The organism is Flagellimonas nanhaiensis (assembly GCF_003382275.1).
GTDB lineage: Bacteria > Bacteroidota > Bacteroidia > Flavobacteriales > Flavobacteriaceae > Flagellimonas > Flagellimonas nanhaiensis.
This window is the reverse complement of record NZ_QTJX01000001.1, coordinates 1,394,462-1,415,980: the sequence shown is the minus strand read 5'-3', so window position 1 is coordinate 1,415,980 and position 21,519 is coordinate 1,394,462. Positions and strand designations below refer to the sequence as shown.

17 protein-coding genes are annotated in these 21,519 nt (G+C 41.1%); 5 read left to right on the top strand and 12 right to left on the bottom strand.

Annotated elements, in window-relative coordinates; translation table 11 throughout:
- Positions 1–61 precede the first annotated feature (61 nt).
- The 5 genes from DX873_RS06435 to DX873_RS06415 form a co-directional block, all read right to left on the bottom strand.
- On the bottom strand, positions 62–1,066 hold the full coding sequence (locus DX873_RS06435; protein WP_116183662.1) for a pirin family protein: 1,005 nt from the start codon (positions 1,064–1,066) through the stop codon (positions 62–64).
- Between the two features lie 2 nt (positions 1,067–1,068).
- The gene (locus tag DX873_RS06430; protein ID WP_232520872.1) at positions 1,069–1,950 is read right to left on the bottom strand and encodes a VOC family protein; all 882 of its coding nucleotides are present in this window, start codon (positions 1,948–1,950) and stop codon (positions 1,069–1,071) included.
- A 57-nt stretch (positions 1,951–2,007) separates the two neighbouring features.
- Positions 2,008–3,435 carry an amidohydrolase gene (locus tag DX873_RS06425; RefSeq protein ID WP_116183661.1) on the bottom strand — a complete coding sequence of 476 codons (1,428 nt, stop codon included), beginning with the start codon at positions 3,433–3,435 and terminating at the stop codon, positions 2,008–2,010.
- A gap of 109 nt (positions 3,436–3,544) precedes the next feature.
- Positions 3,545–4,855: a cryptochrome/photolyase family protein gene (locus DX873_RS06420; RefSeq protein WP_116183660.1), complete on the bottom strand. Its 1,311-nt coding sequence runs from the start codon at positions 4,853–4,855 to the stop codon at positions 3,545–3,547.
- 1 nt (position 4,856) lies between these two features.
- Complete coding sequence (locus DX873_RS06415) at positions 4,857–5,354, bottom strand: SRPBCC family protein (protein WP_116183659.1); 498 nt, start codon at positions 5,352–5,354, stop codon at positions 4,857–4,859.
- A 160-nt stretch (positions 5,355–5,514) separates the two neighbouring features.
- Between DX873_RS06415 and DX873_RS06410 the strand changes: the two genes are divergently transcribed.
- A complete protein-coding gene (locus tag DX873_RS06410) occupies positions 5,515–6,357 on the top strand; it encodes a DUF2911 domain-containing protein (RefSeq protein ID WP_116183658.1) in 843 nt (280 codons plus the stop codon).
- A gap of 50 nt (positions 6,358–6,407) precedes the next feature.
- Here the strand turns inward: DX873_RS06410 and DX873_RS06405 are convergent, their stop codons facing one another.
- The 3 genes from DX873_RS06405 to DX873_RS06395 form a co-directional block, all read right to left on the bottom strand.
- Positions 6,408–8,114, bottom strand: a complete 1,707-nt coding sequence (locus tag DX873_RS06405; protein WP_116183657.1) for a sodium:solute symporter family protein — start codon at positions 8,112–8,114, stop codon at positions 6,408–6,410.
- Between the two features lie 109 nt (positions 8,115–8,223).
- The gene (locus DX873_RS06400) at positions 8,224–10,755 is read right to left on the bottom strand and encodes a PIG-L family deacetylase (protein ID WP_116183656.1); all 2,532 of its coding nucleotides are present in this window, start codon (positions 10,753–10,755) and stop codon (positions 8,224–8,226) included.
- 105 nt (positions 10,756–10,860) lie between these two features.
- Positions 10,861–11,814 (bottom strand): septum formation inhibitor Maf, encoded by a 954-nt coding sequence (locus tag DX873_RS06395; protein ID WP_116183655.1) that lies wholly within the window; start codon positions 11,812–11,814, stop codon positions 10,861–10,863.
- Between the two features lie 118 nt (positions 11,815–11,932).
- On the opposite strand from DX873_RS06395, the gene DX873_RS06390 reads away from it, so the two are divergent.
- Complete coding sequence (locus tag DX873_RS06390) at positions 11,933–13,177, top strand: peptidase U32 family protein (RefSeq protein WP_116183654.1); 1,245 nt, start codon at positions 11,933–11,935, stop codon at positions 13,175–13,177.
- On the top strand, positions 13,177–13,407 hold the full coding sequence (locus DX873_RS06385; protein WP_116183653.1) for a ferredoxin: 231 nt from the start codon (positions 13,177–13,179) through the stop codon (positions 13,405–13,407). Before DX873_RS06390 ends, DX873_RS06385 begins: the two co-directional genes overlap by 1 nt.
- 9 nt (positions 13,408–13,416) lie before the next feature.
- On the opposite strand, the gene DX873_RS06380 is transcribed toward DX873_RS06385, so the two are convergent.
- The 3 genes from DX873_RS06380 to DX873_RS06370 are packed head-to-tail and all read right to left on the bottom strand — an operon-like array spanning position 13,417 to position 15,275.
- Complete coding sequence (locus DX873_RS06380; RefSeq protein ID WP_116183652.1) at positions 13,417–14,010, bottom strand: Maf family nucleotide pyrophosphatase; 594 nt, start codon at positions 14,008–14,010, stop codon at positions 13,417–13,419.
- Positions 14,003–14,530 (bottom strand): KdsC family phosphatase, encoded by a 528-nt coding sequence (locus tag DX873_RS06375; RefSeq protein WP_116183651.1) that lies wholly within the window; start codon positions 14,528–14,530, stop codon positions 14,003–14,005. Before DX873_RS06375 ends, DX873_RS06380 begins: the two co-directional genes overlap by 8 nt.
- Positions 14,514–15,275, bottom strand: coding sequence for a Rossmann-like and DUF2520 domain-containing protein (locus tag DX873_RS06370; protein WP_116183650.1), 762 nt, complete (start codon positions 15,273–15,275; stop codon positions 14,514–14,516). Before DX873_RS06370 ends, DX873_RS06375 begins: the two co-directional genes overlap by 17 nt.
- A gap of 134 nt (positions 15,276–15,409) precedes the next feature.
- Between DX873_RS06370 and DX873_RS06365 the strand changes: the two genes are divergently transcribed.
- Complete coding sequence (locus tag DX873_RS06365; protein WP_116183649.1) at positions 15,410–18,577, top strand: cytochrome c biogenesis protein CcsA; 3,168 nt, start codon at positions 15,410–15,412, stop codon at positions 18,575–18,577.
- On the opposite strand, the gene DX873_RS06360 is transcribed toward DX873_RS06365, so the two are convergent.
- Positions 18,578–19,846, bottom strand: a complete 1,269-nt coding sequence (locus DX873_RS06360; protein WP_116183648.1) for a M14 family metallopeptidase — start codon at positions 19,844–19,846, stop codon at positions 18,578–18,580.
- A 260-nt stretch (positions 19,847–20,106) separates the two neighbouring features.
- Between DX873_RS06360 and DX873_RS06355 the strand changes: the two genes are divergently transcribed.
- A complete protein-coding gene (locus DX873_RS06355; protein ID WP_116183647.1) occupies positions 20,107–21,516 on the top strand; it encodes an MATE family efflux transporter in 1,410 nt (469 codons plus the stop codon).
- The last annotated feature ends 3 nt before the right edge of the window (positions 21,517–21,519 follow it).

Here is a 21,519-nt window from a genome sequence, read left to right as displayed (position 1 = left end):
CTGCTCGCCTAAACTTCTTGGATGAAACCCGAATAACCACTTTTAAAAACGTTCGGGATGCTCAGTTTTTTTCTACCAAAGTCCCATCAGGATACTTTGCAAAGCGGCCCTTGTCTGCTCCATGTACGTTATCGGCATGTGGCCAGGGCCAACCCCCAAATTGTGTGAGCCGATATTCTTCCATGGCTTGTTGGATTTCTTGTTCGGTGTTCATCACAAAGGGACCATATTTTGCAACAGGCTCATCAATAGGTTTACCCTGAAGCATCAAAAGATGTGCTTTTTCTCCTCCAACCTTTAGGACTGTATCTTGGGAAGGGTCAAGCGCTATTCCAAAATTTGGGTTTACTTTTCTTTCTCCAAAAAAGATTTCGGAACCTTCATAAAAATATAGGGTTCTCGCAACTTCGGCAGTTGCTTTTGGTAGGGTAAATTCAGTATTTGGGTCAACCTGAATGTTCCAAATGGCTACCTCATTTTCCTCAGATGCGGCCCAAGAATCGGGAGTAGGCTTGTTTGCCTGGGTACCCTTGTAATTTCCTGCTATTACTTTGATACTTGCATTCTCTTCCTTGATTACGGGAATGTCCTCGTACCACAGCATTTTAAAATGTGGTTCAACAAACTTACTGGCTTTAGGAAGGTTCAACCAAATTTGGAACAGTTCCAAAGGGTTGTCCTTATCCGTATGAAGCAAAGGGAACATTTCTGAATGTTGCACCCCTCTACCAGCTGTCATCCATTGCACATCTCCTTCACCAAAACGTCCAGCGGCCCCAAGAGAATCAGAATGATCGCAAAAGCCCTTGTTCACAATGGTTATGGTCTCAAATCCACGATGAGGGTGGTAAGGGAACCCAGGAATGGTCTGACCGTGGTACATGCGCCATTTTTGTGTGGGGTCAAAATCATTTCCCAAGTTTCTGCCTTCCAATAAGGCAGGGTCTGGCCCAAAATTCCCATCACCTTTAGGATAGTGGTCCCAGTGGTATACACAGAACAAAAATGGATCTTGTGTCTGCCATGGAACACCCAGCGGAAAAGTCTGAAGAATTGGATTGCCCATATTTAATGTTTTGCAGTATTGATTTCAACCCAGTATCCTTCGGGATCTTGGATGTATATTTGTTTTACTCCGTCTGAACGATCAGTAATCGAATTTTTGTTTCCTGGCCAATCATAAAAATCGATGTTGTTCGACTTCAAATGTTCAATAAAGCTTTGAAGGTTCTGTGTGGACACACACAAATGAACACTCTTGTTTCGTGTAAAATCAGCTACTTCCTTTTGGATTAGATGCAGTTGTGAATTACCTCGTATTTGAAACCATCTAAAACCAGGAGCTCTGTCCGGGTGCGGAATCTCTGTCAATCCAAATATTTTCTGATAGAAGTCTCCGGTTTCCCCAAGTTTGGTAACCGTTAAGGAATAGTGGTCAAAATGGAAATCGAAATTGTTTTTCTCGGCTTTGAACTGTGTGGTAATATAGGTTTGCTTCCACTCTCCATCTTCGTAGCTTCCTACAGTAAAATCATAGGTATGATCATCAACATAGGCCCAATAATCGGTAACTACAGATTCGCCATAAGAGTAGGTGTAAATAATATCCTTGCCCTTGCTTTTAACCGTTCCTTCGGTAGTTCCTCCAAAAATGTCGAATTCCCAAAATTTGATACTGTTGGTCCTGGAATCATACTTTCGTATGCCATGGTTTCTAGGGCCGTAGATAGTTTGCTCTCTGTCCGTAAATCCTTTCGATTTGGCTGTGACCAACATGCTGTCAAGCCCAAATTGAAAAGTGATTTCTTGCTTAAACTGAGAGCCATCTCCCCATTTTCCCTCAGCCTTCCATGTTTTTCCGACGAGGTTATCAAAAATGGCAAGTTTATCTCGTTGAGCCTGTATACTTCCAGCAATAATCAAGGCCAACAGTATCAAATATACCTTCATAACTAGTAATGTTCTTAGGTGTTTTTAAGATGGTTGTTTGGTCGTAGAAACCCGCTACTAATTACCTCCAATTGGTGGCGGGCCATCAATCATGGCCTCATACTTTTCATCACCTTTACGGGTCTTGAACTCTTCTTTTACTTTTTCTACAACCTTGGGACTTTCAAATAAATCCAACATAGTCATTCCCATGGCTTTTGCAGCATAGACCATTCCTTTGTGTCCAATGCTCATACCACCACAGGCCACAACTGCCCAGGAATGCCAAGGCGTATCTTTTGGTGCCACGGTAACACTTAGGTTAATGTTGGGTACGTTCCAGCTGACATCACCTACGTCCGTAGATCCTCCACCGGGAAGCTCTTCGGTTTCTCGTAATGGCTCAATCTTACTATCCATTCCAACTTCCGGCTTTCCGGTAGCTTTTTGAATTCCCTTACCAAAGGCAACTTCTTCATCGGTATAGGTGATTGGCCCTAAAAGCTCTAGGTTTTTTTGCATGATTTCTCCTCCCGAGCGATTGACAAGAGTTTCATAGATTCCAGAAACCAATGATATTTTATAGTCAACATTGGCCATGATTGCTGCTCCTTCTGCCATTTTTTTCACTTGCTCGTATGTGGGAAGCATTACTTTTCTTTTGGGATCGCGAACCCTGACCCAAATTTTGGAATAGTCCGGTACTACATTGACCACCTGACCTCCATCTTGAATATGATAGTGGATACGGGAAGATGGCTTAATGTGTTCACGGTAATAGTTGATTCCAGTGGTATACAATTCAAGAGCATCGGAAGCACTACGCCCGTTCCAAGGGTCTGCGGAAGCATGTGCCGCTTGCCCATAAAATTCTACGATGAAATCGATAAGAGAAAGTCCACTTTGCACATCAGCTTCAATATTTGCTCCAGGATGCCAGCTAACGTTTACATCAACATCATCCCAAAGACCAGCTTGAACCATCCATACTTTTGCAAAGTACTTTTCTTCAGCTGGAGTTCCCAAAAACTTAACGGTACCTTTAATTTTACCGGCTTCAATTTGTTCTTTTATGGCTATTGCTGCACCTAAACTGGCTGCTCCGAACATGTTGTGTCCACATCCATGGCCTGGAGCTCCATCTATCCTTGGGTCTTTTGTCGGGACTGTATTTTGGGACAGTCCTGGGAGTGCATCAAACTCACCAAGAACACTGATTACTGGTTTCCCAGAACCGTAAGTAGCTGTAAAGGCGGTAGGGATATCGGCTACACCGCGAGTCACTGTTAAACCATTTTTTTCGGCATATGCCGCCAAGACTTCAGCAGATTTGGACTCATTGAAGGCGGTTTCCGCGTAAGCCCAAATGGAATCACTGATCTTGATCAGATTTTCCTTGTGGTTTTCAACAGATGCGATTACCGCTTTTTTGTTAGAACTTAATTTTTGTGCTGCCAGATTCATGGAAACAAGGCAGAGTAGGAGTAAGAGGAAAGGTTTTCTCATTATTAGGATATTTGAATTAGTCGTTTGCGAATCAAATGCCTATTTAAAATCTTCTGGACAATTTCCCATGTAAAAATTTCAAACGGATTCTAAAAATACTGAAAAAGCGTTAACCCACAGCTTCTCTGTACACTTTTAAACAACGCTCTCTGGCGAATTTATGGTCTACCATTTTGGTAGGGTAGGAGAGTTCTTGGAGCTCAGGGACCCATTTGCTGATATATTCATGCTGTTTATCAAATTTGTCAACTTGTGTTAATGGGTTAAAAATCCTAAAATATGGAGCTGCGTCCACGCCACTGCCCGCAGCCCATTGCCAATTACCAACATTACTGGCCAGTTCGTAGTCCAACAACTTTTGGGCGAAATAGGCTTCGCCCCAACGCCAATCTATGAGAAGATGTTTACAGAGAAAACTGGCCACCAGCATTCGGACCCTATTGTGCATGTATCCAGTCGAATTTAATTCCCGCATTCCAGCATCTACAAGGGCGTATCCTGTAGTTCCTTTTTTCCAACGTTCAAATTCCTCTTTGTTATTGCGCCATGCAATACGGTCATATTTAGGTTTAAAAGCCGTATGGACGGTATGCGGATAGTGCCAAAGTATCTGCATGAAGAACTCCCTCCATATCAGTTCGTTCCAGAAAACCTTATTTTGCTCTGCCACCGCCTTTTTTATCATCTTTCGAACGGATACTGTTCCAAACCTTAAATGCGGTCCCAACCTGGAGGTACCATATTCAATTGCTGGGTAATCCCTAGTGTCCCCATAGCTTTGGATTAAGCTTGAAGTGACTTTATATTCTGGAATTTTGATGGTTGAGGTTTCAAAACCTAAATCTTCCAATTTGAGGTTGGGGAGACTTTTATTTTGATACAGGTTGCCAAAACTCTCCGAAGCATCATAGTCCAATAGATTTATGGAGGGATTGAATTTCTCTTTCCACCGCTTCATGTATGGAGTATAGACCACATAAGGAGAACCATCGGCTTTTACAATGTCATCTTTTTCAAAAATGACCTGATCTTTGAAGGTCTTGAAGCTGATACCCTTTTCTATCAAGAAGTTTTTTATGCTCGAATCTCTTTGAATGGCATAGGGTTCGTAATCATGATTGGTGTATACTGTTTTTAGACTATAATCCTTGGCAAGTTTCTCGAAAATGGATAAAGGAGAGCCATGAAAAAGGGCTATGTTACTGTTGAATTCTGAGCTTAGTTGCTTACGTAATCTTTGGAGTTGTTCGTATATAAAAGATACCCTGGCATCATTTCTTGGCAGTTTTTCTAGAATTTCGGAATCAAAGATGAATATGGGCAATATTGGATAATCTCCCTTTAGGGAGTGATACAGCCCAACGTTATCTTCCAAGCGCAGATCACGTCGGAACCAAAAAATGGAAATTGGGTCTGGCATTTTATATTGACTCTATTACTAGGTAGTTTTTGGTGTTTGGTATTGTTCCAAATAGCTCCATTAGTTTTTGCTCTCGGTACTTGAATATCTTTTTCAATTGTTTTTTAACCAAAATGGGGTGCATCCACTGCCCAATAATCCCAAAGGGAATTTTGTAGTCGATAATGTCTTGCATTTCCACACCTTGCTCAGTTTCTTTGAGAAAGTGTTTATGATGCCATAGGGCATAGGGACCAAACCGTTGTTCATCCACAAAATATTCACCTTCCTTCACATGGGTGATTTCGGTCACCCATCTTGTTGTTACAAGAGGAAAAGGACTCACCTTATACTGGATTATTTGTCCTGGAAACATTGATTTTTCAGAACCCGAAAGAATATGGAACCCCATGTGCTCCGGGGTTATTGTTTTAAGGTTTCTAGGATCGGATAGAAAACCCCAGGCTTCCTCCTTGGAGATGGGCAGAATTTGTTTTGAACGTAGTTGATAAAGTTTCATTCATAGAATTTTGATAAAGATACGATTATTTTGTTTAATTATATTTATAAAATATTAAACAAAATATATTGAGCTCTTGTTCTTTTAAGGCTTTGTTAACAATACCTCGATACCTTAATAAGTAGATTTGTTCCACTAACAAAACTAAAACACTGTTCCAATGAAGAAATTAGTATTATTTGTATTTGTCGCATTACTTTCCATTTCTATGGAAGCTCAATTGCAGACACCGCAACCGAGCCCACCATCCAAAATAAAGCAGACGGTAGGTCTAACCGAGGTTGTTGTTGAATATGCCAGACCTTCCATGAGAGGTAGGACCATTTTTGGCAACTTGGTTCCCTACGATGCCTTGTGGAGAACGGGTGCCAATAAGAACACCACCGTCACTTTTAGTGATGATGTTGTGGTTCAGGGAAAAGAATTGAAAGCAGGTTCCTACGCTATTTTCACCAAGCCAGGTGAAGCAGTTTGGGAGGTTATCTTTTATTCTGACACCAACAATTGGGGTACACCAAGAAATTGGGACGCCTCCAAAGTGGCGGCTACAGTAAAGACGGAAGTTTACCCAATTCCAATGCCTATTGAGACATTTACCATAACCATTGATGATATGCATAATAATGGTGCTACATTAGGGATTATGTGGGAAAAAGTTTATGTGGGTGTGAAATTTGATGTTCCTACTTCGGCTAAAGCTACCAAGAGTATTGAATCTGTAATGGCCGGACCAAGTGCCAACGATTATTATGCCGCAGCTTCTTATTTTATGGATGAAGGTAAGGACTTGAACAAAGCAAAAGAATGGATTGACAAAGCAGTTTCCATGAATGAAAAGGGATTCTGGATGATGAGAAAGCAATCTCTTATCTATGCTAAACTTGGTGACAAAAAAGGAGCTATTGAGGCTGCTAAAAGATCTATGGCAGTAGCTGAAGAAGCAGGTAACGCTGATTACGTGAAGCTCAATAAAGATTCTTTGAAAGAGTGGGGAGCACTATAAAATTTCTCCATTCAAAATAACATAAAAGCCCACTTTAAAGTGGGCTTTTTTTATGTTTCAATTGGCGGCTTGTCCAGGAAATTATCAAAAGCCTGAACGAGAAGAGCGAGTAAGATTACCAAGCCACACCCAAAGGCATTCAACCATAAATAAGACATCCAGTCCAGATACCAACCAATAATTACAATTACCTGCGTTACTATGGCCGAGACAAAAACTGCATTTCCGCGAATAAATTTAAAGAAGAAGGCCAAAAGGAAAATACCCAGTACGTTCCCATAAAAAATGGAACCGATAATATTCACCAGTTGTATGAGGTTATCAAAAAGATTTGCCACACAAGCAATCACAATGGCTAAAATACCCCATAGCAATGTAAACCCTTTTGCTGCAAACACATAGTGTTTTTCATCCCGTTCTTCTTTTTGGTTTCTTTTATACAGATCTAGAGCGGTAATGGTTCCCAAGGCGTTCAATTCTGAAGCAGTGGAAGACATGGCAGCCGAAAGAATTACAGCAAGCAATAGCCCAATGAGCCCTACCGGAAGGTTTTCCAAGATAAAGTGAATAAAGACATAGTCTTTGTCATTGGTCTCCACCGAATCGTCAGCTTGAGCGATCAATGTTCTAGCAGCATCCCTATTGGCTCGCTCTCTTTGATTGATTTTAAGGATATCCTGCTTGGCTTGTTCAATAGCATTATATTCTTTTAGTTCCAGTGCCGCCGAAAAAGCTTCTTGGGCCATTCGTTTTTCTTTTTCAAGCTCCAAATGCCCTTCCTGCAATGACTCGTAATTTTCTGCGTATGATGATTGGGTTACCGCTTCGGTTGCAGCTGGATTGAAATTCAGCGGAGAGGAATTATACTGATAAAAGACAAAGACCATAGCACCCACCAGAAGAATGAAAAACTGCATTGGAATCTTTAAGATTCCATTGAAAATGAGTCCTAATTGACTTTCCCGCACGGATTTTCCAGAAAGATACCGCTGCACCTGACTTTGATCGGTCCCAAAATAGGCCAGAGCCAAAAAGAAACCTCCCGTAATCCCGCTCCAGAATGTATAGCGATTGTTGGTGTCCAATGTAAAATCAAGAATTTCAAGCTTATTGTTGGCACCAGCAATTTTTAGAGCTTCAGCAAAAGATACTCCGGTAGGAAGTGAACCAAGAATAAAAAAGAATGCAAAGAACATTCCCACCATTATAATGAACATCTGTTGTTTTTGGGTTACGCTAACCGCCTTGGTCCCACCAGAAACCGTATAGACTATTACCAATATACCTATGATGATGTTCAAGGTCCTAAGGTCCCAACCCAATACTGCAGAAAGTATAATTGAAGGTGCAAAAATGGTAATACCGGCTGCCAATCCACGCTGTATCAAGAATAGTATGGCAGTAAGTGTCCTTGTCTTTAGGTCGAACCTACCTTCCAACATTTCATATGCGGTAAAAACCTTCAGTTTTTTATATATGGGAATGAATACCAAACAGATTACGATCATGGCCAAAGGAAGTCCAAAGTAGAACTGCACAAATCCCATTCCATCGTGAAATGCTTGTCCAGGCGTGGATAGAAACGTAATGGCGCTGGCCTGCGTAGCCATTACTGATAGTCCAATGGTCCACCATTTGGCATCATTGCCTCCCCTCACATAGTCATCAACGTTTTTACTGCCTCGGGTTTTCCAAACCCCAAATCCCACAATAAATAATAGCGTACCGCCAAGAACTATCCAATCTAATACGTTCATTAAGGTTTAGTTATTTGATGTCATGATAAAGTAAAAAACCAAAATATAGATGATGTTCAGAAGGATAACAATGGAATATTCTTTTTTCCACTGCGAATCCCTTGTTTCACTATCCTTTGACATTGCTCTCAGTTTTTACCTCGTTTTTTCCTATGGAAAGCATATTTGCGAAAAGTTTATAAGCTCCAGACACTCCTGCAGGAAGTTCCCTGAAAAAGCTTAGACCAGTATAAATATAATACCCTTTTCCATGAGGTGCCACAAGAAGACTACCTTCTGTTGGGGCTTCATCTTCGTCGCTCATTGAAAGAACCGGGGTGAACTCTGGAGCCCATTCTTTCGGAAAATACAGGCCTCTTTCCTGTACCCACCCATCAAAATCACTTTCCTTCACCGCATTTGGAAAGTTCACCAGTGAGTGTGAATTCGCGATGATACTTACTTTTGCGGTTTCATCGGTTACCCGATCTCTGGACAAGGTTAGGTCGTATGGTGCTATATTTTCAAATTGCTTTGCCCATCTTCCGGCCGTATTGTACTGTACAATCATGTTACCTCCGTTTTTAACATAGTCGAATAAAACGGGCTGCTTAAATTTTAGGGACTCCACAACATTGTAAGCTCTGATTCCTACCACAACGGCGTCGTACTTGTCAAGGGAGCCTTTTTCAATGTCGTTGGGATCGATCGTGTGGACTTGATAACCAATTTGCTCCAAGCTTTCAGGAACCTTATCACCAGCTCCCATAATATAGCCTATGTGCTCTCCTGATCTTTGGATATCCATTCGTACTACCTTGGCTTCGGAAGGCAAAAGGATGGATTGTTTGGGAACATGGTCGTAGTTGATTTCTACCAACTCCTTATCAAAAGTTTTCCCTCCACTAGTGACTACTGGAGAAATCTTCCCCTCACTTTCATAATTGGGTGGGGTTACGTTAAAGGTTACCGATTGTTCCTGTCCTTTTTGAGGCACAAAAAATGTAATTTGTCTTGGCGAGACTTCCCACCCTTCGGGATGGTTGAGCACTACCGTTCCGGACAAGCTGTCTTTTTCAGCACGAATCTTTACATGGATATCTTTGCTGTCTCCATTAGAAAAGATAAGAACCTTCTCATCTATTTTTGAAGTAGCTTCGGGTAATACTGCAAAGGGTTCATATAACTCACCCTTATCTGGCTTGGAAAACCTGTGTACAATAGGTTTTTCGAATTCAATTTCGGTTCCCTCAAAATCCAGCGTGAACATGGCATTGAAGACACTTGGAGTTTCTGGTTTTCCAATCATTTGCTGGTCATCAACGGTGTACATACCCAGTGTCCCAGGACTATTCAACCAATATGGACTTGAGAAGCTAGTGTTGATAGGAACGGTAAAATCCAGCTCATAATTTTTCTTGAGATTGTTGCCCAAAGGGTCATTTGGATGAATTTTGGCTGTAGTTCCAGGTAGTTGAATGTCTTTTAAAGTAATGTTCTGCGAACTTCTGTTCAACACTTCCACATTGATTTTTGAAGTACTCTCAGGGGTTGTTGAGCCAGATTGGGCACTCGCTTCGAGATAGAGTCCAGAACAGGCCAAAATCAATGACTTAAGCTCTTCGGACTTTAAAGTTTTCCAATGCTCATCCTCTACTTTTTGTAACAACCCATAGGCCTTGACCAATTGTGGCACGTGTTTGGAGGGGTCCCTGAAATCAAAATTAGCCTCAATGTCATACAATATATCACCTACTACTTTACCACCGGTTACACGGGTCCAGGTTGTGTTGATACCTTCAAATAGGTTGTTGGAAGTAGGTAAATCTCCCTTCAACAACTCTACATATTCGTCTTGTGTTCCTCTTGTGGTAAGTCTTCCAAATCCTTGACAAAGGTGTTGACTACTGGCAATGGAGGCAATTTCGTTATTGGAAAGTCCAAGTTCTGGATAGTAGGTTCCTATATCTAGTTTCACCAAATTGGATTTATCTGCTTTTTCAAAGTTTTCACGACTACCATAGAACCACCAGCTAGTGTTAAAAAATGCTCTTTTGGGTTGCCATGTGGAAGTAAATTCCAACTGTTCTGGATAAGCATCCGACTTATTTGACAAATCAAAAGCTTCCACGCTCAGCATAGCTGAGGAGGTATGGTGTCCATGTGTTGTACCAGGAGTGCGATGGTCAAATCGGTTTATGATGATATCTGGTTTCAAGTTTCGAATGGCCCACACCACATCTCCCAAAACCTTTTCTTTGTCCCAGATTTTAAGTGTTTCCTTTGGATGTTTGGAGTAACCAAAATCATTGGCCCTTGTAAATCGTTGTTCACCTCCATCAGTTCTTCGGGCAGCCAAAAGTTCTTGTGTTCGAAGCACTCCAAGAAGTTCCCGCAATTCAGAACCTATTAAATTTTGTCCGCCATCTCCGCGTGTTAGGGATAGATAAATCGTTCTTGCTTTATCGTGGTTGGACAAATAGGAAATCAATCTCGTGTTTTCATCGTCAGGATGCGCGGCAATGTACAAAGCCGTACCCAAGAAATTTAATTTTTGAAGGCTGTGATAGATTTCCGCCGAAGAAGGTTTTTGGGGTTTTTGCCCCCATGAATATGGAGAGAACATTACGGCGGCCAAGATGCTGGCCCATAAATATCGCATAGATGGTTCTTTAGTGGTTGCACCAAATATAGAAAGATTCAATACAGACCAAATGGAATTTAGAACATCTTTAACAGGGTATATTTTTGCCAAAAATGGTTTTTATTACAGTCCCAGGCTATCCCTTAAAACAACATCATTTACGCTGTTTTGCCCCCAATAGGGTGTTTTTAGGGATTTCAACTTTGTTGCTGTGGTTGTCAATATTTTTGCCTTGGGCCCGAATCCGCTTTTAAAATCTTCGGTCCAACTTTCAATACTATGTGGGAATTGAGAAGTAAAGTTTATGCTCAAAGTTCTCTCTAGTTCCGGATAGTGGATTGAGTAACTACTGATTCCTTCGGAGGTTGTCAGAGTAGCTATGGCATTATAGGCCTTTAATTCTTTGTGTCTTAATCGGACAAACTCAAGTGAGGGTATCATTTTCAGATTGCCTTTAGGCAAGTCTGCTGGATTGATTCGGATTTTGGTCCAGATTTCATTTTCCAAAAGGTCTTTATCCAAAGAAATATTTTGGTCGGCTTCACTTTCAAAATACGAATGCGAAGTAAACTCAAAGTTGTCCCTGTTATTGATTTGCGAATAAACATGCCCGCACCATTCTTGTACAGATAAACTGGTCTTAATGGCATGTTGGTTATCATGAACAGGATAAAAAGTGCTGCTCATAACGGAATAAGGATATATTCCGGTCAGATAATTTTTGGTGGCATTCAATTTCAAAACAGAAACATTATCTTTTCCTCCGCGGTCGGCTTTCACCTGTTTTTCTGGTAAAAAGGGTTCAGTTACAAAAATGAGTACGGAATTACCATCTCTTAACTCTCCATATCGAGCCTGTTGTAATTTATATGAGGTAATTTCTGCGGAACCTGCATACCAGTATTCCTTGAAATCTGTAGATAAGGACTTCTTTGGACTTTCTTTGATAGGAGCAGCCATATCATTTAAGGCCAAATCCATATTTTTTGAATCAGCCGTTTGCTCTTTGCATCCCAAAATAATAACGCCAAACAAGAGGAAAAATAGGGGTAAGCCCTTGGAAACCTGATTTTTCATAATACACTTTTTGCTAAAGGTAGTACGGTTATTAGGAATTACAATACACCTTAACATTTTGTAAAGCAAGCTAAAAGCGTAGTTTTGCAAAAAATAACCTTGAAGCTAAAAGTTAGGTATGCAGCGAATAGAGTTAATGGCCCCTGCGGGAAATTTTGAATCCCTGCAGGCAGCTTTGGACAATGGAGCAGATTCCATCTACTTTGGAGTGGAACAATTAAACATGAGGGCAAGGGCTTCCATGAACTTTACTTTGGAGGACCTTCCGGAAATTGCACAAAGGTGCAATGCCAAGGGAGTAAGAACTTATCTCACCCTAAATACGATAATTTATGACCACGATCTTTCTGTGGTCAAAACGTTATTGAAGAAAGCCAAAGAGGTTGAGCTTTCCGCAATCATTGCCATGGATCAGGCCGTAATTGCGGCTGCCCGGGAATTGGGATTAGAGGTTCACATCTCAACCCAAATCAACGTTACCAATATTGAGACGGTGAAATTCTATGCCATGTTTGCCGATACCATGGTGTTAAGTCGTGAACTTAGCTTAAGGCAGGTAAAGAAGATCACTGAACAGATTGAAAAAGAACAGGTCAAGGGGCCTTCAGGACGCTTGGTGGAAATTGAAGTGTTTGGGCATGGGGCTTTGTGCATGGCCGTATCTGGAAAGTGCTATATGAGTCTACATTCGTACAATTCTTCGGCCAACAGGGGAGCGTGCAAACAAAACTGTAGAAAAAAGTATACCGTTATTGATCAGGAGACTGGTTTTGAAATGGAACTGGATAATGAGTACATCATGTCCCCAAAGGATTTATGTACTATTGACTTTTTGGACCAAGTAGCCGATGCAGGAATTAAAGTGCTCAAAATTGAAGGTAGGGGACGAGCACCTGAATATGTAGCCAAGGTCATCAAATGTTACAGACAAGCATTGGACAGTCTTTATGAAGGCAATTATGACAAGGAAAAGGTGATTACTTGGATGCAGGAATTGGAAAAGGTCTATAATCGTGGTTTTTGGAGCGGATACTATTTGGGGCAGAAATTGGGAGAATGGAGTGCTGTTTCAGGATCTGCAGCAACACAAAAGAAGGTTTACATTGGTAAAGGAGTGCATTATTTCCCGAAATCCAACATAGGAGAGTTCAAAATTGAGGCATACGACCTTTCCATAGGCGATACCATACTAATTACTGGGCCAACCACTGGGGCTCAGGAAATGAAGGTTACTGAAATGTTGGTAAACGATGATAAACTGTCCAAGGGGCAAAAAGGTGACTCGGTGACGATTCCAGTCGAATTTAGAATCAGACCTTCGGACAAACTCTACAAAATCGTTGAAAACAAGGTAGAGGCTTAATGGTAGTGATTACCTTACAGCGCGAAAAGTGCATTGGGTGCAATTATTGTGTGGAAATGGCGCCAGAACAATTTGCCATGTCCAAAAAAGATGGTAAGTCCGTTCTGTTGCGTTCACAGAATAAAAAGGGTTTCCACACCATTAAATCCCATGATGATATCATTTTTGATAGTTGCGATAAGGCAGCCAAAGCTTGCCCTGTCAAGATTATCGATGTAAAACAGATTTAATCCTCAGAATTAAAATTCCATCAAGGTTTTGTACACCAAATGAGTAGGAAGGCCAACTACATTGGTGTAAGGCCCCTTGATTTCAGAAATCCCGATCATTCCGATCCATTCTTGGATTCCATAGGCTCCTGCCTTGTCAAAAGGCTGATACTGCTCAATGTAGTAATTGATTTCATCATCGGAAAAATCCTTGAATTTTACCCAGGTAGTGGCGCTGACCGTTTTTTGAAGGTCGGTAGAGGTAAAACAAACTGAAGTAATGACTTCATGCCAATCGCCGGACATGGTGCGAAGCATCTCATAGGCTTCTTTTTTGTCTCCCGCTTTGGCCAAAGAAGCATTGTTGTACCATACCACCGTATCCGAAGTAATTACAATTTCATTGGCATTGAGCTCTTCCTGAAACGGTTCAGCTTTTAGCTGGGCAAGATATTCCGATATTTCCTTTCCTTTTAAATGTTCTGGATATACTTCTTCAACCGATTTTGGACGGACTTCAAAATCCAATCCCATTTCTTCCAAGAACATTTTTCTACGTGGCGAACCTGAACCTAGAATGATTTTATGGCCCTTAAGTTTCTTTTGGATGGGATTTTCAGTCATTTTTTGCGTTGAAATTATCGTTCCAATCACCTCTGACTTTCAACACCTGTTCAATGATATCTCGGACACATCCGTCTCCACCATTTTTATGTGAGACATAGTCCGAAATAGCCTTTACTTCCTGAACGGCATTCTGCGGGGAAGTTGCTAGGGCCACCATTCTCATAGGAGGGATATCCGGAAGGTCATCTCCCATATACACTACTGTTTTGGGGTCAATGTTATAGATGTCAAGGTATTCTTCAAGGGGTTCTACTTTATGGTGGGCACCCAGATAAATATCCGTTACCCCAAGACCTTTTAACCGCTCTTTTACCCCTTCATTGGTGCCTCCGGAAATAATACAGACGTTATATCCTTTTTGTATGGCGGTTTTAAGTGCATAACCATCTTTAACACTCATTTTTCGTAGCATTTCTCCCTGAGTTGTAATTAATACTGATCCATCGGTAAAAACACCATCCACATCAAATACAAAAGTGGTAATGTCGCTTAAGAGTTCTTTATAATTTTTTTTCATAAACTTCTTTTATGGCTTTGCTGCACAGTGTATAAAGTTCTATTTGTTTTTGATCTTTTAAAAGCGTCAAGTGCTTTTCCATGCTGATTGTATCGTTTCTTCGGGCCGGGCCGGTCTGCGCCTTGGCAGGGCTCATGGACTGGACTTTTTCGGCAGTTTCACGAATTAAGGGCTTTAACAGGTCAAAAGACAGGCCAGCTGAAGCACAGATTTCTTCTCCAATAAGATAAAAATGGTTGGTAAAATTATTTACAAAAACCGCTGCAAGATGCAACTTTTTTCTTTGCTCGGAGTCAATTTTATGAACCTTGTCGGAAATTGAATCTGCTAATTCCTGAAGGATGGAAAGGGATTCTTTTTTTCTGGCTTCAATACAAATCGGAATACTTCTAAAATTGGCAGATCTTTCTTCGCTGAATGTTTGCAAGGGATAAAAAACTCCTCGGTTCTCAGTTTGGATTGCGTCCATTTCAGTAGCCCCAGAAGTATGGACCACTAGGCCCTTTTTGTTTTTAAGAAACCTGGAAACATCCCCAATGGCCCGATCACTAACAGCTATAATGTAAACATCTGCATCTTTGACCGTGTCAAAATCAGTGGAAATATGCGTGCTGTCAAAATATTGGACTAATCGCCTTTCATTTCTGCCCACAACTTGGACCACATCCACATTTTCGGTTTTGGAGAATACCCCGAACAAGTGCCTGGCAAGATTTCCTGTGCCCAAAATAACAGCTGAGAGCATGTACAAAACTACAAATTTGAAGACAGATTTAAGTCAAAGCAATTAACATTTAGATCGGACTTTTCTTTGACCGGCAAACACTGAAATGGTAAAAACGCCGTATTTTTGCAAGCTGAAAAGTACATCTCGTTTTAATGATCGATATTCTCAAAAAGACTCTGTTTTCCACCAGGCTCATGGCAGTTCTACTTTTGGTTTTTGCAGCAGCAATGGCCATCGGTACCCTTGTGGAAACTAAATACAGTACTGAAACAGCCCGAATATACATTTACAATGCAACTTGGTTTGAGGCTATCATGGCCCTCTTGATGATCAATTTTATCGGAAATGTTTCCAGATATAAGTTGTTGAGATGGAAGAAATGGCCAGTACTATTGCTTCACCTTTCTTGGGTTTTGATCATTTTAGGAGCTTTTGTTACCCGTTACATAAGCTTTGAGGGTGTAATGCCCATTCGTGAAGGAGCTTCTGAAAATCGATTTTATTCCGATAAAACCTATTTGACTGCATTTGTTGATGGCGATATCAACGGCGAGACCAAAAGAAAGGTATTGGAAGATGATTTGATTGTGACCCCAGAGGGAATGCGCTCAAGCCTTCCATGGAAATCCGACTTCAATGGTGTGCCCTTTACCATTTCTTATGTTGATTTTATAGACGGAGCTGAAGAAGGACTTATTCCAGATGAAAACGGAAAAGAGTACCTGAAAATAGTAGAGGCAGGGGATGGCCAACGGCATGAACACTATCTTGAAAACGGACAGATTGCCAGCATTCACAACGTGTTGTTTGCACTGAACAAAGAGACGGAAGGAGCTATTAATATCTATACCAAGGAAGGCAGTTATGAAGTGAAATCCCCATTTGCTGGAAGTTTTATGCGGATGGCGGATCAGTTCCAAGGTGAGGTAATCAACGACAGTATTCAATCGTTACAGCTGCGGTCCCTTTATAACATGGCGGGTATGCAATTTGTTATTCCCGAACCTATGGTAAAGGGAAGTTATGGAGTGGTCAAGGTACCGGAGGAAGAAGTGACCGAGAGCACACAAGATGCTTTGGTGGTTTCTGTAACCGCCAATGGAGCCAGTCAAGAAATAAAATTACTGGGAGGACAGGGTACTTCAAATTTTTCAGATAAGATCAATGTTGGAGGATTAGATTTTTCACTTAGCTATGGCTCCAAGGTCCATGAGCTTCCTTTTTCCATTCAATTGAATGATTTTATCGCCGAAAAATATCCAGGAACCGAAATGGGGTATTCTTCTTTCATGAGTAGAATCACCGTTCATGATGACCGCCCTTTTGATTATGATATTTTCATGAACCATGTGCTAGATCATCGAGGTTATCGATTTTTCCAGTCCAGCTTCCACCCAGATGAAAAGGGCACTGTTTTGTCCGTAAACCACGATATGTGGGGTACATGGATTACCTATATTGGGTATTTTCTATTATATATTGGTCTAATGGGAATCATGTTTTTTGGTAAGACCAGATTTAGGGATTTGCAGAAAGCCTTAGAAAAAGTCAAAGCTAAAAAAGCTGCTCTGACCATTGGGTTACTTTTGATGGGAATTCCTTTGGCCGTAGCCCAGGAAGATAGCACGGACCATCAACATAATATGTTGCCCACAAAAGCCCAGGTAGATTCTGTGATCAAATCAACCGTAGTAACAGAGGAACATGCCGAAAAATTTGGTGCTTTGGTGATTCAGGATGAAGGCGGTAGAATGAAGCCCATTCATACTTTTGCATCAGAAGTACTTAGAAAATTAAGCGGTAAGAATACCTATGAAGGTTTGTCCGCGAATCAAGTTTTCCTTTCTATGATGATGAACCCTGGTGTGTGGTACAATGTTGAGTTCATTGCACTGGCGAAAAAGGAGAATGATAGCACTAGAAAAATCATTGGAGTTCCTAAAGGAACAAAATTGGTAAAGGCCACCGACTTTTTTGATGAAAAGGGTAGATACAAACTGCAACCTTATCTGGAAAAAGCGACTTCCACCAACAACCCTTCAAGCTTTGAAATGGACTTTAAGAAAGTAGGGGAGCGGCTCAGCCTGTTGAACATAGCATTGAGTGGGCAGATAGTGAAGATATTTCCATTGCTGAATAACGAGAACAACAAATGGATCTCCGCAGTAGAGTACCGTTCTGGGCAATATCAAATTCAAGATTCCCTGTATTCAAATTTTGTTCGTAATTCGGTGCCCTTTTACTTAGGAACACTTAAAAATGCCATTTCAACAGGGGACTATTCGCAATCGGACAAACTTCTGGAAGCCTTCAAGCAGAATCAAGTTAACCACGGAAAAGAAGTACTGCCCAGTGACAAAAAAATCCAAACGGAAATCATCTATAATAAGCTGGACATATTTAACAGGTTGTACAGGTACTATGCTTTGGTTGGATTGTTATTGTTCATTACGTTGGTGGTGAGGATATTCAAGGATAGGGAAATTCTTAAAGCAGTAGCTTACCTTCTAAAAGGAACAATCATTCTGTTTTTTATATGGCATACGGTTGGATTGGTTTTACGGTGGTATATTTCGGGACATGCACCCTGGAGTGATGCTTACGAAAGTATCCTTTATGTAGCTTGGGCCACAATGGGTATTGGTTTGGCACTGGGAAGAAAAAGTGAATTGACCATTGCGGCCAGTGCCTTTGTAACATCAATGTTATTATGGATTGCCCACCAAAGCTGGGTGGACCCGGCCATAGCCAATTTACAACCCGTACTGGACAGTTATTGGCTCATGATTCATGTTGCCGTAATTGTGGGTAGTTATGGTCCGCTCACCATTGGAATGATCTTGGGTGTAGTATGTCTTTTGCTCATGGTTTTGACTACCAAGGAGAATAAAAAGAAAATGGAACTCAGCATTAAGGAGTTGACCATAATTAATGAGTTGGCTTTGACAGCCGGTTTGGTTATGCTTACCATAGGTAATTTTCTGGGAGGACAATGGGCCAATGAAAGTTGGGGAAGATATTGGGGCTGGGATCCAAAAGAAACCTGGGCTTTAATATCAATTATGATCTATGCTTTTGTAGTGCACATGCGTTTGGTTCCGGGATTACGGGGGACATGGTCTTTTAACTTTGCGAGCATTTTGGCCTTTTCCAGTATTATGATGACCTATTTTGGGGTAAACTTTTACCTAGTGGGCCTTCATAGCTATGCCAGTGGTGACCAAGTAATTACCCCAAGTTTTGTTTGGTATACCGTGATAGGTGTTCTAATACTTGGCGCGGTAAGTATTTGGAGATACAGGGTGCACTATGCCAAATAACTACTCTTCTTGAGATAAAAGAAGTTTCATGATTTCTTCCGCGGCTACCTGCCCTTTCAATTTTAGGAAATCACGTGAGGTATTGTCCCCAAGTTCAAAAACAATGGAGGGCATATCATGATTTACATAAAAATAGGTCCTGGACACCATTGTGGGATCAATATTGGTAGAAGCGGCAACATTGGTCTTTTTCTGAGGTAGCCTTTGGCTGATATTGTCTATCCAATCAAAGATAATCTTACCTTTTTTTCCGGTTACGGTGGTGTCTATTGGATAATAAATATCGTCCCAAGTGGAATGAAAATCGGCTCCAAAGACAAAATCATAATCCTTGTCCTTTTCTCTTAGAAAATCGCGTACATTTTTGGTTTCAGGTTGATTGAAATTCTGCCAATCCCTATTTAGATCAATTCCTCCCATGTTATGGCGCCAATGACCGTTGTCCACACCATCAGGATTCATTAATGGAACCACAAAAACAGTATGTTCCTTTCTAAAATTGACAGCTAGCTCCGAATCCCCTGATATAGTTTCAATAAAGGATTTCATGGCCAGAAAACCGGTAACCTCTGGGGGGTGTTGCCTGGAAATGATCATCAGGGCCTTTTTGGACTCCTCATTTTCATTGATTTCCATGAGGTGCATGGTTCTTCCCTCCTTGGAGAGTCCAACCGGATAATTTTTCACAAAAGGTTTTACGCTTAAGGAATCTATCCAAGTTTTCACCACAGTTGAGGTATAGAGTTCCTGGGCAGATACCCATGTTGGATTTTCACTTACGGAAATAGTAATTTCAGCAGATTCCGGAGCAGCTTTTATTCCAAAATCACCTTCACCTGGGTTAATGGGTTTAAAGGATATACTGTCCAAAGATTTAAAAATCTTACCATCAGTACTGATTTTTGGATAGTACCTGTTTCTGGAATCTTGGTAAGTGAGCTGAATGGTAATATCCCGCTCGGTAGTGGACCAAACTTTGAACGCATACCAAGGACTAACGTTGATCGGCGTATTTTCTGCAGTGATCCAAATAGTATAGTGATCGTTCCCATCATAGGCGACACCGTTCAATCTTGCACCATCAAAATCGTTGGAAAAGAAAGTAGTACTATCCGTTAACGCCCAAGTGCCTTTCCATTGTTTTTGTATGGGTTTGTCCACTGTTGGCACTACAGAACTGGGAGCTTGACCAGTATAACCTGTTTTTTCTTTGTCCGATGAATCATTATTTTTTTTACATGAAGTAGTGCATGAAATAAGAAGTATCATGCAGAAAAACAAACACTTGTGGTACATAAAGTTTTCTGTTAGTTGTGGATGGAGTTCCAAATATAAGAACATCGGATTCATCAAAAAACAAAAAAAATCAGCAACTTTTAATTTTTTTTTCTAAACTTTGTGCCATCATGAAGTTATAAGAATTATGTCCACTATAGATGTCAATATGGCCAAAGGGCCAAAAAAGTAACCGAAAGACTTTTCGGACTGATTGACATTGCACTTCTTTTTTTACACATAATTCTTTTTAAATGACAAATTCAAATACATATTCTTTCAAAAAATTGATTAACTATTTCTGGATTGCAGTATCTGGCAAAGAGACTGAATTTACATCTGGAAGTATACGAAAGGCCATTTTCATGCTTTCCATTCCAATGATTTTGGAAATGCTTATGGAATCCATTTTTGCACTTGTGGACATTGCCTATGTTTCTCAGGTAAGTGTAAATGCCGTGGCCACAATTGGACTCACTGAGTCTGTAATTACGTTGATCTATGCCCTTGCCATAGGTTTAAGTATGGCAGCTACGGCAGTTGTTGCACGGCGGATAGGCGAAAAAAATGTTCAAGCGGCAAGAATAGCAGCGGTACAGGCTATTGGTCTGGGGATAGTAATATCCATTGTTCTGGGAATCGTAGGTATTCTTTATGCCAAAGAGATTCTTGCATTAATGGGAGGAGAACCTGACTTGATCGAAGAGGGTTATGGGTATACAAAATTTCTGATAGGTGGAAATATTACCATAATGTTGCTGTTCCTGATCAATGCTATTTTCAGGGGCGCTGGTGATGCTTCCATAGCCATGTGGACCTTGGTCCTGTCCAACGGTCTCAATATTATATTGGATCCAATTTTTATATTCGGTCTGGGACCAATTCCAGAGTATGGGGTAATGGGAGCCGGCATTGCTACAAATATTGGACGAGGGTCTGCTGTTCTTTTTCAGTTGGGTATTTTGTTCTTTGGATGGGGTAAGATCAAACTGGCAGTGAGCGATTTGGTGTTGAACCTTACCGTAATGGTCAATTTGATCAAAGTTTCCTTGGGAGGCATTGCACAATTCTTGATCGGGACTTCAAGCTGGGTGTTCCTTATGCGTATCATGTCAGAATTTGGAAGCGAAGTACTGGCGGGTTACACCATAGCCATTAGGGTAATGATGTTCACTTTAATGCCTTCATGGGGTATGAGCAATGCTGCGGCCACTTTGGTAGGCCAGAACCTTGGAGCAAAAAAACCAGATAGGGCAGAGGTGTCCGTTTGGAAAACCGGAAAGTACAATGCCTATTTCATGGGGTTGGTCTCAGTGATTTACCTTGTTTTTGCCAAATCCATTATTTCTTGGTTCAATGCAACCCCACAGGTAGTGGAAAATGGAGCACTTTGCCTTCAGATTATTGCGTTGGGTTATGTGTTTTACGCTTACGGAATGGTAGTTACACAAGCATTCAATGGAGCAGGGGATACCAAGACGCCTACCAAGATAAATTTCTTCTCCTTTTGGCTGTTCCAACTTCCGTTGGCCTATTTGGCCGCGTTGGTGTTTGGAATGGGAGCAAAAGGTGTTTTTATAGCCATAACTGCCGCTGAGGTATTGCTTGCGGTAATGGCAATGGTATGGTTTAAAAAAGGAAATTGGAAGCGGGTTGAAGTATAAGCG

Coding starts and splice junctions, on each gene's coding strand:
- DX873_RS06435 (WP_116183662.1), bottom strand. CDS start 1,066: ATGGGCAATCCAATTCTTCAGACTTTTCCGCTGGGTGTTCCATGGCAG.
- DX873_RS06430 (WP_232520872.1), bottom strand. CDS start 1,950: ATGAAGGTATATTTGATACTGTTGGCCTTGATTATTGCTGGAAGTATA.
- DX873_RS06425 (WP_116183661.1), bottom strand. CDS start 3,435: ATGAGAAAACCTTTCCTCTTACTCCTACTCTGCCTTGTTTCCATGAAT.
- DX873_RS06420 (WP_116183660.1), bottom strand. CDS start 4,855: ATGCCAGACCCAATTTCCATTTTTTGGTTCCGACGTGATCTGCGCTTG.
- DX873_RS06415 (WP_116183659.1), bottom strand. CDS start 5,354: ATGAAACTTTATCAACTACGTTCAAAACAAATTCTGCCCATCTCCAAG.
- DX873_RS06410 (WP_116183658.1), top strand. CDS start 5,515: ATGAAGAAATTAGTATTATTTGTATTTGTCGCATTACTTTCCATTTCT.
- DX873_RS06405 (WP_116183657.1), bottom strand. CDS start 8,114: ATGAACGTATTAGATTGGATAGTTCTTGGCGGTACGCTATTATTTATT.
- DX873_RS06400 (WP_116183656.1), bottom strand. CDS start 10,755: ATGCGATATTTATGGGCCAGCATCTTGGCCGCCGTAATGTTCTCTCCA.
- DX873_RS06395 (WP_116183655.1), bottom strand. CDS start 11,814: ATGAAAAATCAGGTTTCCAAGGGCTTACCCCTATTTTTCCTCTTGTTT.
- DX873_RS06390 (WP_116183654.1), top strand. CDS start 11,933: ATGCAGCGAATAGAGTTAATGGCCCCTGCGGGAAATTTTGAATCCCTG.
- DX873_RS06385 (WP_116183653.1), top strand. CDS start 13,177: ATGGTAGTGATTACCTTACAGCGCGAAAAGTGCATTGGGTGCAATTAT.
- DX873_RS06380 (WP_116183652.1), bottom strand. CDS start 14,010: ATGACTGAAAATCCCATCCAAAAGAAACTTAAGGGCCATAAAATCATT.
- DX873_RS06375 (WP_116183651.1), bottom strand. CDS start 14,530: ATGAAAAAAAATTATAAAGAACTCTTAAGCGACATTACCACTTTTGTA.
- DX873_RS06370 (WP_116183650.1), bottom strand. CDS start 15,275: ATGCTCTCAGCTGTTATTTTGGGCACAGGAAATCTTGCCAGGCACTTG.
- DX873_RS06365 (WP_116183649.1), top strand. CDS start 15,410: ATGATCGATATTCTCAAAAAGACTCTGTTTTCCACCAGGCTCATGGCA.
- DX873_RS06360 (WP_116183648.1), bottom strand. CDS start 19,846: ATGATACTTCTTATTTCATGCACTACTTCATGTAAAAAAAATAATGAT.
- DX873_RS06355 (WP_116183647.1), top strand. CDS start 20,107: ATGACAAATTCAAATACATATTCTTTCAAAAAATTGATTAACTATTTC.